Origin of the sequence: Streptomyces sp. H39-C1, assembly GCF_027158125.1 — a bacterium.
Classification (GTDB): Bacteria; Actinomycetota; Actinomycetes; order Streptomycetales; family Streptomycetaceae; genus Actinacidiphila; species Actinacidiphila fildesensis.
This window is the reverse complement of the sequence record NZ_JAPVLS010000030.1, coordinates 1-13,745: the sequence shown is the minus strand read 5'-3', so window position 1 is coordinate 13,745 and position 13,745 is coordinate 1. Positions and strand designations below refer to the sequence as shown.

The 13,745-nt window shown below is 68.2% G+C and carries 10 protein-coding genes and 1 pseudogene; 8 read left to right on the top strand and 3 right to left on the bottom strand.

Translation table 11 applies throughout. The features are described from left to right. Positions 1-252: 252 nt before the first annotated feature. Positions 253-1,995: a CocE/NonD family hydrolase gene (locus O3W51_RS20780; protein ID WP_138353640.1), complete on the bottom strand. Its 1,743-nt coding sequence runs from the start codon at positions 1,993-1,995 to the stop codon at positions 253-255. A gap of 115 nt (positions 1,996-2,110) precedes the next feature. On the opposite strand from O3W51_RS20780, the gene O3W51_RS20775 reads away from it, so the two are divergent. Next, positions 2,111-2,755, top strand: a complete 645-nt coding sequence (locus O3W51_RS20775) for a TetR/AcrR family transcriptional regulator (RefSeq protein WP_138353639.1) — start codon at positions 2,111-2,113, stop codon at positions 2,753-2,755. A 715-nt stretch (positions 2,756-3,470) separates the two neighbouring features. Here O3W51_RS20775 and O3W51_RS20770 read toward each other — a convergent pair. After that, positions 3,471-4,235, bottom strand: coding sequence for a TetR/AcrR family transcriptional regulator (locus O3W51_RS20770; RefSeq protein WP_198359439.1), 765 nt, complete (start codon positions 4,233-4,235; stop codon positions 3,471-3,473). Between the two features lie 203 nt (positions 4,236-4,438). Between O3W51_RS20770 and O3W51_RS20765 the strand changes: the two genes are divergently transcribed. The 5 genes from O3W51_RS20765 to O3W51_RS20745 all read left to right on the top strand — a co-directional run bounded on the left by O3W51_RS20765 (position 4,439) and on the right by O3W51_RS20745 (position 12,283). After that, the gene (locus tag O3W51_RS20765; RefSeq protein WP_244809525.1) at positions 4,439-6,109 is read left to right on the top strand and encodes an MFS transporter; all 1,671 of its coding nucleotides are present in this window, start codon (positions 4,439-4,441) and stop codon (positions 6,107-6,109) included. Between the two features lie 147 nt (positions 6,110-6,256). Continuing rightward, entirely contained in the window at positions 6,257-7,765 is a 1,509-nt protein-coding gene (locus tag O3W51_RS20760) for a flavin-containing monooxygenase (RefSeq protein ID WP_138353637.1), read from the top strand. Further along, positions 7,762-8,934: a zinc-binding dehydrogenase gene (locus tag O3W51_RS20755; protein ID WP_138353636.1), complete on the top strand. Its 1,173-nt coding sequence runs from the start codon at positions 7,762-7,764 to the stop codon at positions 8,932-8,934. The genes O3W51_RS20760 and O3W51_RS20755 overlap by 4 nt, the downstream gene beginning before the upstream one ends. 71 nt (positions 8,935-9,005) lie before the next feature. After that, a complete protein-coding gene (locus O3W51_RS20750) occupies positions 9,006-10,052 on the top strand; it encodes a tyrosine-type recombinase/integrase (RefSeq protein ID WP_138353635.1) in 1,047 nt (348 codons plus the stop codon). Continuing rightward, positions 10,049-12,283 carry a tyrosine-type recombinase/integrase gene (locus O3W51_RS20745; protein ID WP_244809523.1) on the top strand — a complete coding sequence of 745 codons (2,235 nt, stop codon included), beginning with the start codon at positions 10,049-10,051 and terminating at the stop codon, positions 12,281-12,283. The genes O3W51_RS20750 and O3W51_RS20745 overlap by 4 nt, the downstream gene beginning before the upstream one ends. A 51-nt stretch (positions 12,284-12,334) precedes the next feature. Here O3W51_RS20745 and O3W51_RS20740 read toward each other — a convergent pair whose 3' ends face one another. Then, complete coding sequence (locus O3W51_RS20740) at positions 12,335-12,709, bottom strand: hypothetical protein (RefSeq protein ID WP_138353634.1); 375 nt, start codon at positions 12,707-12,709, stop codon at positions 12,335-12,337. A 103-nt stretch (positions 12,710-12,812) separates the two neighbouring features. Here O3W51_RS20740 and O3W51_RS20735 point away from each other — a divergent pair. Continuing rightward, positions 12,813-13,163 (top strand): annotated as a pseudogene (locus O3W51_RS20735) (hypothetical protein); the annotation flags it as partial. Then, on the top strand, positions 13,160-13,745 hold a 586-nt coding region (locus O3W51_RS20730), incomplete at its 3' end, for a DNA cytosine methyltransferase (protein WP_269287134.1). The pseudogene O3W51_RS20735 and the gene O3W51_RS20730, both read left to right, overlap by 4 nt.

Below are 13,745 nucleotides of genomic sequence, written 5' to 3'. Positions count from 1 at the left end.
AGCGAACTGTCAACGAGATGTGCGTGTACGGTCGTGTCCGCGCGGGCGTTGGGTGGCGCATTCGACCGCGTCGGTCAACGGCGCGGCGACCTGCGACCGGGTCGGTGTGCGTCCGCCGGGTGTGATCCTCGACCCGACACGGTCAGGGAACTGGCTCCGGCTCGTGGTCTGCGGGGAATCCCGGGTGCGGAACCGCGTGGCCGCGCACGCTCGGGGGGTCCGCGAACCGCAAGGCTCGGTCCGCCATCGGGATCAAGCCGGTTTCACCGGCAGTTGCAGATACGAGGCGCGATCGGCGCCGGTGTGGATGACGTGTTCTCCGCCGTGTGGGGTGGTGTACTCACGGATCCCGGGCATCATCGGACCCAGGAGCGAGCGGCTGCTGATGACGAGGCGAAGTTGTTCGCCCGGGTAGAACACGAGACCGACCGGGAGAAGGTCGATCTCGACCTCGACGACCTCGTCGGGTGAGAGCTTCTCGACCCGGTCGAAGCTGTGGGCGGGGACGTCCTCGGTCGACAGCTTCTCGTCCAGGTGGCGCATCGAGACGCGCAGCCGTCCGTCCGCCCCCTTGTACCGCAGGATCGAGCCACCGCGTTCGGTGACGTCGTGGACCCGCGCGCCCTGGTTGGGCACGGTGAACTGCTGCAGTGGCGTGCCGTGCGCGTCGAGCTTCTGAACGAGGAGGAACAGGTCCATGTCGTCCGCCGCCTCCACCTCGACCCACAGGTGCGCTTTGGGATACCCGACCAGCACGGTCTCCCGCTCGAAACGCGTCACGAAGGACACGGTGTCCGGGTTGGACCCCACGGCGTAGCCCGCCGTCGCCCCGACGGTCGGCGCCACAGGCCCCAAGGTTCGCGACAGGCCGTCGAGATAGTACTTCGTCGGCGTGACGTCCGCCGGCGGGAACTGGTCGGCCGGGACGTTTACCCGGTCGCCGCCCTGGAGATCGAGCACGGAGTAGCGCACCCGGGGCGTGTTCTCCCAGCCGTTGTCCTCGCCCTTGAGGAAGTGGTCGAAGAACCGGCGCAGGTCCTCCCTGTTCGCCTCGTCGTAGTAGTCGGGCCATTCCTGGCTGTTGTGGATGCGCAGCCACTTCTCCGCGGACGCCATTCGGCGCCATGCGCGAAACGTTCCCGCGGTGTGCAGCGTGTTGGAGTAGCTGGCGACGACGTACGACGGCACGGTGATCCGATCGAAGAGTGGGATTTTCTGCTCCCACAAGTCGTCCACCAGGGGGTGGCGTTCGGCTTCCGCGATGATGTCCTCCTTGCGTCCCCTGCCCCGAAAGCTGTGGTCGCGGAGCTGGCGAGCGAACCCGTGGTCGGGCACGCCACCGCGCATCACCAGATCGCGGTAGACATCACTCACGCCCTCCCACGGGTTGATCGCCGCCAGGTGCGGGGGCTGTTCGGCGGCGGTGAACCACTGCGAGACCGCGAGGTAGGAGGTCCCGCTCATCGCGACCTTGCCCGTACACCACTCCTGGACGCCCAGCCACTCGATCAAGTCGTAGCAGTCCCGGCCTTCCAGGCGGTCCCAGAGGACACTGTCACCTTCGCAGTCAGCCACACCCCGGACGTCCGGGTTGCAGATCGCGTAGCCCTGCGCGCACCAGTACGCCGGGTCGGGGCCCTCGAACTTCTCGAGCCCGGACACGATTCCGTTGTCCAGTCCGACCAGACCGAACACACCCATCACGCTGGCAGAGGTTCCCTGGCCCTTGCCATACGGGCTCCACGCGACGATAACCGGCACCTTCTCAGCGCCGGCGGGTCGCAGCACATCGACACGGATGGTCACACCGTCACGCAGTGTGACGGCGATGTCTTTTTCGAGCACGGTGTCGACGGGCAACGGCTTGAACGGCGGCGCGATCCTAAACCCCGCCTCCAGCGTGCGGGTTCCGGGGTCGAAGCCACTCAGAATCCCGTACCGATCACCCGACTCCAGCGGGTCGGACGGCATGAACACCTTCTGGATTTCACTCATGGGAGCGCCTCGCGTCTCTGTTCCCGTAACGGGCTGTGGCCGCACTGCGAGCGTAGCCCCGTCGACGTCATATCTCAACACCTGTTGAGATTCATTCGGGCGGTAGTTTTGGGGCATGACTGCGCACACGAATACCGCCGCGGCCGGGCGCCGCGGACGCCGGCCTGGGACGAGCACGACCCGTCAGGCGATCCTCGACGCGGCCAGGGCCCGGTTCGCGGCCGACGGCTTCACCGCGACGACCATCCGAAGGGTCGCGGTCGACGCCGGGGTGGACGCGTCGCTGGTGATGCAGTTCTTCCGGTCGAAAGACGAGCTGTTCGCCGCTGTGCTGTCCATCCCCCAGGACGCTCTGACGCGCTTCAGCGCCGCATTCGAAGGGACCGACGATCACCTGGGCGAGCGCGTGGTCCGCGCCTTCCTTGATGTGTGGGAGGGAGACGCGCGCAGTTCGGAACCGCTCATGGCGATGCTCCGCGGCGCCATCGTGAATGACCAGGCCAACGGACTGCTGCGGGAGTTCCTGGAGGAACGTCTGCTCGTCGACGCTCTCACGTCGCGCGCGGTCGACGACGCGACGCTCAGAGTGGGAATCGCCTCGTCGATGCTCGTCGGGCTCATCGTAGGACGAGGCGTCGTCGGCGTCCCGACGCTCACCGGAGCGGACCGCGAAGCACTGATCGCCCTCGCGGGGCCCGCCGTGCAGAGCATCCTCGTCCCGCCGCCGGCGTCCGATGATGAAACGTACTTCGAGGACTGAAGCCGATGACGGCCGACTGAAGACCTTATATCGCGTGCCGCGGCTACCACGGCGTCCAGCGAGCCTGACAACGGCGGCTGATCACCTTATGCACGAAAAGCCCTGATGCCCTCACGCCGTTGCATCTACCTGCCACGCGACTTGACAGCGGGCGCCGCTGACGTTGACCGAGTGCTTGTCGCTCATCAGCCTCCGGAGCACCTACCGAATAGCCGGCCCGAGCGTGATGACCTTCGAGCCGAGCTGCCTTCCTCAGCGAGGCACGGATCAGTTCCACGCCGCCCAGCCCGACGGCTTCTTCGTCATCCAGGTTGACCTGGTAGGAGCCGCCGTACCCGCCGGCGCCCTCCGGGCAGCTGCGGCATAGCAGCGGGAGGCGGCTTCGGCATGGCGACACCGCGCGGCTCCCTCACGGAGGAGACCACCGGCCACCTCCTTCAGATTTGGTCGGTCAGATGGAGCAGCAGGGTCTTGAGGTATCGGGCGAAGCGGCCCATCAGAACCGTGCGGTCGTTCGCCGTCCACTGATGGGCTGAGCTGAACTGGATTTCGTAGCCGCTCTGAAGCCGGGAATGATCTCCTGGGTAGATGGGAAGTGCAGTCCGCGGCCACGCCCTTCCGAAAAGGGCGTGTTGCGGCGTGTTTGCCGCACGCTCATGTCACTGGCCCCCTCCCCTGCGCAGTTTCCTCTCGGTTCCCCGGGTCAGGGCGGTCGTCACTCGTCGGGGCTGACCAAGAGCGCGAGGGCGAAGCCGGTGAGGTGGTCGGCCAGCACGTCGGGGTCATCCGCCATCCCCCGCTGCAGCCAGTCGATCAGAACCTCGGTTACACCGGCCACCAACCCCAGCAGTACTCGGTCGTGGCGCAGGACGTCGTGCGGTTCAGGCAGGGTTCGGCGAATGAGCTGGCCGAACAGGTCGGCATCCTTGCGCAGCAGGCCACGGCGCCGCAGTTCCATGCGCGGGGCGTTGATGTAGATGACCCGTGCAGAGTCCGGGTGATCGGCGAGCAGGTGCACCAGCGTCGTCATCATCGGCCGCAGCAGTGCCGCGAGGTCGGCGGGTTCCTCCGGCGCCGCCGCGGCCAGACCGGCGAGCAGCCAGTCGTTCTGCCGCCGGTGCACCGCGAGCAGCAGGGCCTCACGGTCGGTGAAATGTTCGTAGAAGTAGCGCTTCGACACCTTCGCGCGCGTGCAGACGTCGGCCACGGTGACGTCGTCGAACGCGCGCGCGGCGAAGAGTTCCAGGCCCGCCCCGATGAGGCGTTCACCCCGGTCGGCAGCGCGTGCCTCCCGGGACTGCCCCCCGTAGGTCTCGCCCCGCACCCGTTCGCCCGCCGCTCGCTCGCTCAACCCGTTTCCCCTTCCCCAACCCGCATCCTCCCGCTCCAGCGGACGGCCCGCGCTCCGACCATAGTCACTGGTGCGGCGAACGGCCGAATAAATCTGGAACTCGTGCGTTCCAGAACCTTGCGCGCCCACCGGACCCGCTCACATACTGCTTGCCACACCGCCCTCCCGGCGATCCACGGCGCACCGCGGCGCCGCACGGATCTGCCCGGGGAGAGCCGCGCGGGAGCGTTCCGGCCGTCCGGACACCTGCGATCTCACACCTGTGATCTCACCCCCGCGATCTCCCGAACCGCTCTCCAGCCCGGCACATCTCTCACCGTAGGAGCCGCCGCGTGTCCGTCCCATCCCTCGTCATGGACGAGACCCCACCGGGGGTGGTCTCCCGACTGTGGAATCGCGACCTGCCCGCCTATCCGCGACCGGCACGTCGCTACACGTACCTCGGGATCGTCGTCATCACCACGGTGGTGCTGTACTACCTGCTGTACATCCAGTACGCCGTCGCCACGTCGATCATGGCGCACTACGACATGACGTTCGGCTACTTCATCATGCTGTCGGTGCTGGGCAATGGGATCGGCGCTGTCGCCTCCCTGGTGGCAGGCCTGGCGGACCGGTGGGGCCGGGCCAACATGGTGGTCTACGGCGTGCTGCTCGCAGCCGTCCTCGTCCTGCTCCTGCCGAGCGCACCGAACAAGACGATGTACCTGGTGCTGTTCGGGGCCCTGTACTTCATCGAGGGCATCGTCCTCGTCGCGACGCCCGCTCTCATCCGTGACTTCTCACCGCAGCTCGGCCGCGCCACCGCCATGGGGTCATGGACTATGGGCCCGGTCCTGGGCAGCCTCGTCGTCACCACGGTGACCAGCGCGACGCTCGACACCTCCACCTGGCAGGACGAACTGCGCTACGCGGGAGTGGCGGCCCTCGTCGTCTTCGTCGTCGCCCTGTTCGGACTGCGGGAACTCTCTCCCGGGCTGCGGGACCAGGTCATGGTGAGCTTGCACGACCGCGCTCTGGTCGAGGCCCGCGCGCAGGGCGCCGAGCCCCGGTCACCGGGCTCCGGTCACTGGCGGCAGATGCTGCGCCCCGGCATCGTCGGGCCGGCTTTCGCCATCAGCGTCTACCTGCTGTTCTACTACGCGGCGGTCGGCAACCTCGTGATCTACTACTCGGCCCTCTACGGCTACAGCGAACAGCGGGCCAACGCCCTCGCCAACTGGTACTGGGCGCCGAGCGCCGTCGCGCTGATCGCGGCGGGAGTCGTCTCCGACCGGCTGCGGGTGCGCAAGCCCCTCATGATCGTGGGCGGTGTCGGATCCGTGGCCTGTACCGCGGTGTTCGCCTCACTGGCCACCAGCCAGGACACCGGGTACTACACGTTCGCCTGGCTTTTCGTGGCCATGGGTCTGTTCAGCGGGTTGACGTACGGGCCGTGGATGGCGGCCTTCACCGAGACCGTCGAGCGGCACGACCCGGCGGCCACCGCGACGGGGCTGGCGGTGTGGGGGTGGATCCTGCGGGTGGTGGTCGCCGTGTCCGCCGCGGTCCTGCCGATAGCGGTGACCTCGGTGACGCCGATCGTCGAGCACGGTCACGAGGTCCAGGCCGCGCAGGCGCAGGCCGGTCCCGCCCTCGCCGTGGTGAACGCCCACCCGAGTCTGTTCGCCGAACTCGCGGCGCATCCGCCGGGTCAGGCCCCGCTGGAGCTGCAGACCAGAGCGGTGAAGGAGGTGGGACCGGCCGACCTGGCCCTCGTCCAGAAGGCGCAGCCCCAGCTCAAGATCCTCCAGGAGTACGGAGCCAAGGTCCAGAAGGCGTCCGCGGAGGGTCCCGCACAGTGGCGTGACTGGTGGCTGGTCTGCATGGGCGGACAGATCCTGTTCCTGCCGTTCGTCTTCGCCATGAAGGGCCGGTGGAGCCCGCGCCGGGCGCGCGAGGACGCCGAAGCACACCAGCGGGCCGTGGACCTGGAACTGAGCCGGCTCACGCAGTCGGCCTGACGCCGAGGCAGCCCGGACGATCCGACGGCGCGTGCGGGGACCGCGGGTGTACTTCTCCCCCGGCAGTCCCCCACCGCCGCGCTCCCGCGAAGCCGGGGCATGGCGCGCACAGCGATCGGCACGACGCACACAGAAGGATGACACTCCGTGGTTCAGCACGCTCAAGTACTCATCGTCGGCAGCGGCTTCTCCGGCATCGCGCTCGGACGCGCACTGCGGAAGTCGAAGTTCACCGACTTCCGCATCCTCGAACGCGGATCCGACGTCGGCGGAGTGTGGCACTCCAACACCTATCCCGGATGCCGCTGCGACGTCCCCTCCCACCTGTACTCCTTCTCCTTCGCCCCCAATCCCGACTGGACCTCCACCTACTCACCGCAGCCCGAGATCCAGGAGTACCTGCGGCACTGCCTGGACCGCTTCGGACTGCGCCCGCACCTGCGCACCGGGATCGAGGTCGAAGAAGCACGCTGGGACGAGGACGACCGGCTCTGGCACGTCACGACGAACACCGGACCGTGGACGGCGCAGGTCCTGGTCAGCGCCGTGGGCCCACTCACCGAGCCCAAGCTCCCCGACGTCCCCGGCATCGACCGCTTCCAGGGCACGATCATGCACTCGGCGCGCTGGGACCACGACCATGACCTGACCGGCGAGCGGGTCGCCTCGATCGGCACGGGCGCCTCCGCGATCCAGTACGTCCCCGAGATCGCCGACCGGACCGGCCGGCTCTTCGTCTTCCAGCGCAGCGCCCCCTGGATCACCCCCCACGACAAGCGGTCCATCACCGACGCCGAGCGCGCGAAGTTCCGGGCCCGCCCGCTGCGCCAGAAGATCGAACGCGCCAAGGTGTACGCCGCCAAGGAACTGCTGGTACTCGGCTTCGTCAAACGTCCGCGACTGATGAAGGTGCTCCAGAACGTCGCCGCCAAGCACCTGGAACGACAGGTGCGGGATCCGGCGCTGCGCCGTGCCCTCACACCGGACTTCACCCTGGGATGCAAGCGGATCGTCCCCTCCAACACCTGGTATCCCGCCCTGCAGAGGCCGAACGTGCAACTCGTTCCCCGGGCGCTGCGCGAGATCCGCGAGCGCAGCGTGATCGACTCCGCCGGCATGGAACGCGAGGTCGACACCATCGTCTTCGGCACCGGCTTCCACGTCACCGACATCCCCTTCGCCGACAAGGTGCGCGGACGCGGCGGCGAGTCGATGAGCACCGTCTGGGCGGGCTCGCCGCGCGCGTACCTCGGCGTGTCGGTTCCGCGCTTCCCGAACTTCTTCATGTTCCTCGGCCCCAACTCCGGCCTGGGACACAGCTCGATGGTCTACATGATCGAGGCGCAGGCCGAACACGTGAAGAACGCCATCCGCGCCCTCGACCTCTCCGGCGCGGCCAGCATCGAAGTGGACCAGCGGGTCCACGACGTGTACAACGCCGAACTCGACCGCAAGCTGGCCACGACGGTGTGGGAGACGGGCGGCTGCCAGACGTTCTACCGCGACGCGAACGGCCGCAACGCCACCCTCTACCCCGACTGGACCTTCGCGTTCCGCCGCCAGGCCACCCGGTGGAAGCCGGACGCGTATCATCTCGCCCCGCCCCCGCCCCGATCCGGACGACGGCACCCCGTCATGACCGAGGACGCGTCATGAAGGCCACGGTCATCATCCAGGGCCGGCTGGAACTGGTCGACCTGCCCGCCCCGCGCCCCAGGGCCGGCCAACTGCTGCTCGATGTGCGGCGATGCGGGATCTGCGGCTCGGACCTGCATGCCCGTCTACACGGTGACGAGCTCGCCGACACGCTCGATGTGTGCGGCTACCCGCGCTACATGCGCTCGGAGCAGCGCGTGGTCATGGGGCACGAGATCTACGGCGAGGTCGTCGAATACGGCCCCTGGACCTCAGGCCGGATCAAGCCCGGCACACCGGTGGTCGCTGTCCCCCTGGTCCGGTACGGGCACCAGGTCGACGGCATCGGCCTGTCCGCCGACGCCCCGGGCGGGTACGGCGAGCAGGTCGTCGTCCAGGAGTCGCTCACCCTGCCCGTCCCCAACGGCCTGCGCCCCGATATCGCCGCGCTCACCGAGCCCATGGCGGTGGCCTGGCACGCCGTCAACCGCGGCGACGTGACACGCAAAGACACCGCGATCGTCCTCGGCTGCGGCCCGGTGGGGCTCGCGGTCATCTCCGTGCTCAAGTCCCGCGGGGTGGCCACCGTGATCGCAAGCGACTACTCCGCAGGCCGACGGGCGCTCGCGAAGAGCTGCGGAGCGGACATCGTGGTCGATCCCAGCGTCGAAACGCCCTGGAAGGCGATGGGCGACGGCCACGGCTTCATGACTACGATGCCCGAGGAGTACGGCGCCGGCATCGACGCCATCGAAAGCATGCAGCGGCTTCCGGTGCCCTGGTGGGTCACCTGGCGGGCCCTGGACAAGGTGGGCGTGACCCGACGGAAGCGCCCGGTGGTCTTCGAGTGCGTCGGCGTTCCCGGAATGCTCGACGGTGTCATGGCGGCGGCACCGCTGCATTCGCGCGTTGTCGTCGTGGGCGTCTGCATGGGGTCCGACACGATCCGGCCCTCACTGGCCGTCAACAAGGAGCTCGATCTGCGGTTCGTCGTCGGTTACACCCCGCTGGAGTTCCGCGACACCCTCCACGCACTCGCCGACGGAACCCTCGATGCCTCGCACCTGGTCACCGGAAGGGTGGGGCTCGCCGGCGTCAACCACGCTTTCACGGCCCTCGCTGACCCCGAAGCGCACGCCAAGATAGTCATCGACCCCACCATCGAAACGGAGCAGATCCTGACCACGTGACGCAGCACGTCTGGGAGGCGAGAGTGTCGGCATCGGTATTATGTGGAATCGACCGGGGCTAGCTTGGAGCCATGGTCGATGTCCCGTGGGACAAGTTCCCTACCCTGGCAGCGGACCAAGAAGCCCGCAGGTGGCTGCAGTTCATGGCCAACATCGGGCGGGCGCCGAACACGATCGACGCGTACGGCCGCGCGGTGGAGGACCATCTGCGGTTCTGCGCCGCGGAGGGTACGGAGCCGCTGTACGCGAAGGCGGACACGGTGGCGGCGTGGGTCGGGGAGATGTTGGAGCGCCCGCCTGGCCGGCCGCGGGGGAAGGGCGCCAGTCGGGCGGGGCCGGGGCTGGCGAACGCGACGGTGCAGCAGCGGCTCGTGGCAGTCCGTTCCTTCTACGAGTTCCTGGTGGAGGACGGACTGCGGGAGCGGAACCCGGTTCGGCGCGGGCAGGCGGCCAGACGAGGGCGCCGGCCCAAGCGGGGTCTGGTGCGGCGTATCGAGCAGGCGCCGTGGATACCGACGGAGGCCGATTGGCAGCGGATCCTGGAGGCTGCTCGTGCCGAGCCGCTGCGGAACCGCCTGATGGTCTCGCTCGCCTATGACGGCGCTCTACGGCGCGAGGAACTCGTCCAGTTGTCCGGCGACGACTTCGATCCCGCCTACAGCCTCATCCGGCTGAGGGCGGAGACGACGAAGTCCAAGCGGTCGCGGGAAGTCACCTACGGGGAGGCGACGGGGCAGCTATTCATGGCCTACCTGTCCGAGCGACGCAGTTCGGTCGGCAGGGTCGGAGGGCCGCTGTTGCGGTCGACGTCGAACCGGAACCCGGGCGGTCCGCTCGGAGCGTCGAGCTGGTCGAAGATCGTCGAACGTCTCAGCAGCACGTCCGGTGTCAGCCGCCTTTCCACGCACACGTTCCGGCACCTGCGGCTGACGGACCTGGCCCGGGCCGACTGGACCATCGATCAGATCGCCCAGTACGCCGGCCATCGCGACCTGGCTACGACCATGCGCTACATCCACCTGTCCGGACGTGAGCTCGCAGCACGTTTCCACCGGGCCAACACCACCCTCCACGCCGACCGCGAGCGACTCCTCGCCCGTCTTCTGGAGACACCGTGAACCACACCCCCGGCCACCGGCTGACCATGCACCTGCTGCCCGGTCTCATACCGAAGGAGGTGACCGCACTGGAGCACATCGCCCCGTTGAATGCGATGCACGCCCGGGCAGCGGCGGAGCTGGCACGCCTGATCATCCCGATCGATGAGGTCACCTCCGCCTGGGATCCGGGCAAGGCACGCTCGGCGCGGTTTCGCTTGTTGAAGGAGGTCCACCGGCAGCAGAGGCCGTACTGGACCTGGGACGAGGAAACCTGGGCAGAGGCCTCAGCGGAGGCCGGGGCCTTCCGGTTTCATTTCGCGGCTCTGGGCCACCAGCTCGGTGGGCACCACCGCTTGCACGGCACCGCCGGCATCACCAGTCTGGCCCGGCTTGCGGACCTCGTCTTCGGCCCGCAGGCCATCCAGCCCGCGGTCGATGCCATCGCGGAGACCCTGACCGCCTGGCGTAACTCCACTCACCTGCTGCCCTGGCAGGTCCGCAACACGACCATCGACGTGCTCCTGAGCAACAACAGCCCTCACCTGGAGGACCTGCGCGAACCCCTCCTGGAAGAGCTGATGGAGCACTACCGCTCCACCGGCGCGACGAGCCGCCGGCGCGGCTTGTTCAAGATCTCCCGCGTCCTGGCCGACAAGGGCATCATCTCCTCGCCTCTACGCACCAACCAGGACAAGGCCGGGCCGGAAACCGCGGCCCTGGCCACGGTCCCGTCCCCGTGGCGGGATGCGGCTCTGCGGTGGATGCGGCTGGTCACTCACGAACCCGGGACAAAGCGGTCGATGCTCTCGGCCATCCTGGTCGCCGGCCGATGGGCAGCCGAGAAGCACCCTGAGGCGGTCGCTCCCGAGCACTGGACGCGTGACATCGCGGCCGAGTACATCGCCGACACGATGACTGCCAACGTCGGGCAGTGGGCCGGTCACAGCCGCAACCGCTCCCGCTTCGGCCAGCCGCTGAGCCCCGCTGGGAAGGCCAACCGGATCGACAGCATCAGAGGCTTCTTCAACGACCTCATCGAATGGGAGTGGATCAAGCCGAGGTTCGACCCGCGGCAGGTGTTGAGCATGCCGCTGTCGCTCCGGGCACTCATGGGACCCAACCCGCGGATCATCGACGACGCGACCTGGGCCAAGCTCATGGCCGCCGGGTTGACGCTCAACAGCGAGGACCTCAAGCCCTACGGCACCCCGCGGGCCCGCTCAGCAGGCTGGCAGGCCACCTACTACCCCATCGAGATGGTCCGGGCCATGGTCGGCGTCTGGCTGTTCGCCGGCTGCCGCATGGACGAGCTGCGCCGCCTCGACCTGGACTGCATCACCTGGGACGAAGGAACCGACGAACGGAGCGGCGAGACCTACCGCATCTGTCTGCTGCACATCCCGCGGAACAAAATTAGCCGGCCCTTCGCCAAGCCCGTCGACCCCCTCGTCGGAGAACTGATCGACGCCTGGAAACTCGTCCGCTCGCCCCAGCCCGACCTCGCTGACCGCAAGACCGGCCTCCCCCGCCAGCACCTCTTCTGCCACCGCGGCCAACTGGTGGGTAACGCCTACCTCAACGACAACATCATCCCGGGCCTCTGCCAGAAAGCCGGCATCCCTGCCGAAGACTCCCGCGGCGCCCTCACCAGCCACCGCGCCCGCAGCACCATCGCCACTCAGCTCCTCAACGCCCGAGACCCCCTCACCCTCGGCGACCTGCAGCAATGGCTCGGCCACAAGCACCCCGCCAGCACCCGCTACTACGCCAAGATCCTCCAACGAACCCTGACCGCCGCCTACCGGAAAGCCGACTACTTCGCCCGCAACATCCGCACCATCGAGGTCCTCATCGACCGCGACAGCATCCTCACCGGCGCCGCCGCCGGCGGCGAACAGCCTTGGAAGTACTACGACCTCGGCGACGGCTACTGCAGCTACGACTTCTTCGCCAAGTGCCCCCACCGCATGGCCTGCGCCCGCTGTCCCTTCTACGTCCCCAAGGAGTCGACCAAGGGCCAGCTCCTCGCGGTCAAGGACGGCATCAACAGGATGCTCGAACAGGTCGACCTCACCGACGACGAGCGCGAAGCACTCGAAGGTGACCGCGACGCCGTCACCGCGCTGGTCGAGAGACTGGCCGACATCCCCACACCTGCGGGGCCCACACCCAAAGAACTGGGCATCGAGTCCGCCTTCATCCCCCTCACCCAGCTCACCGGCACCATCTCCCGAGAGAGGAACAGCTGAGCAAGACCGGCCGCCTTCACCAGGCCGCGATCGCCTGCGGACGGTATCCACTCAGGGTTGGGCATCCACGTCTGCGATGAGCTCCGCCGCGGTGACGCCCGGCTGGACTCGAACATCGAAGTTGTATCCCTGATCGCAGAACACCAGCTCAACGGAATCCGGCATCAGCCGACGAAGCAGGCAGGCGACCTGCCCCGAGTCTGCCAGGGCCGCGTCCAAGTACAGGCCCGTCCCATCCTCCGGCAGAAGCACCTCGCCCGGGCCCTCGCCCGTGCAGAAGCTCCAGCTGAAGGCACATACCTCACTGCGTTGCGTCGGACCGGCTTCGACCTCCGCCCAAAGTTCGGTGATCCCAGAAGTCACGGCGGCTGAGCTGACCCGCCAGGTGGTGGTCGAACCATCGAAGAACGCCATAAACGCAGCCATGCCGCGTGTCTACCACGCCCGCTCACGCACCCCCCAACCGCCCCGGGAGGGCGCTCCCTCCCCCAGACGAAAGGTCACGAACCTGTCTCGATTCTCAATAACTTGCCCCTTCCACGGCAACGCGCAGTGGCGAAGCATCCGGGACACCTCGCCGGCGGAGTGGGCGGATGTCGTCGCGTTCGACGCCGCGATCCGCAAAGGCAACGCCCGCGCCAATGCGACCGGCAACCGGCTCCTGGGGCAAGCATTCCTCCACCGTTCCCGCGTGCCGCTCGACCAGGCCCCGATCGACCACGTCACCGCCGCCGAACGGGCAGCTCTCCCGCAGTCATCCGGCGACACCGATACGGACGCGGACGAACTGGAGCAGGGAGCCGCTGACGGGTGCTCCCCGTGGTCCTGCCGCGGATCCGCGACGGAGCCGGAACAGGACGACTTCGAGCTGGCCACGTGATCTTGGACCTCTTCGCGGGGCCGGGCGGCTGGAGTAGGGCCCTGACCGTGTTCGGGGTTCAGGACGTGGGTCTGGAGTGGGACGAGTGGGCCAGCAAGACCCGTCGGGCGGCCGGCCTGTTGACCGTGCGGACGGACGTGGCGCGGTATCCGACGTGGCCCTTTGTCGGCCGGACCCGCGGGCTGATCGCGTCTCCGCCGTGCCAGGCATGGAGCACAGCCGGCAAACGACTTGGCCTGCTGGACCAGCCGCTCGTGCACGAGGCCGTCGATCACCTCGCCGCCGGACGCGACACACGCGCACGCCTCGTGGCCCTCTGCCGCGACGAGCGCTCCCTGCTCGCGGCGGAGCCGATGCGCTACCTCCACGCCCTGAACACCGTCGGCGAGCCCGAGTGGGTGGCCATGGAGGAGGTACCGGACGTCCTGCCCTTGTGGAAGCAGTACGCGGCCGTACTGCGGGCGTGGGGATTCAGCGTGTGGACGGGCATCCTCAACGCCGCCGACTACGGCGTACCCCAGACGAGACGGCGGGCGATCCTGCTCGCCTCCCGGGTCCGCACAGCCCAGCCCCCTGCCCCGA

Coding starts and splice junctions, on each gene's coding strand:
- O3W51_RS20780 (WP_138353640.1), bottom strand. CDS start 1,995: ATGAGTGAAATCCAGAAGGTGTTCATGCCGTCCGACCCGCTGGAGTCG.
- O3W51_RS20775 (WP_138353639.1), top strand. CDS start 2,111: ATGACTGCGCACACGAATACCGCCGCGGCCGGGCGCCGCGGACGCCGG.
- O3W51_RS20755 (WP_138353636.1), top strand. CDS start 7,762: ATGAAGGCCACGGTCATCATCCAGGGCCGGCTGGAACTGGTCGACCTG.
- O3W51_RS20750 (WP_138353635.1), top strand. CDS start 9,006: ATGGTCGATGTCCCGTGGGACAAGTTCCCTACCCTGGCAGCGGACCAA.
- O3W51_RS20740 (WP_138353634.1), bottom strand. CDS start 12,709: ATGGCTGCGTTTATGGCGTTCTTCGATGGTTCGACCACCACCTGGCGG.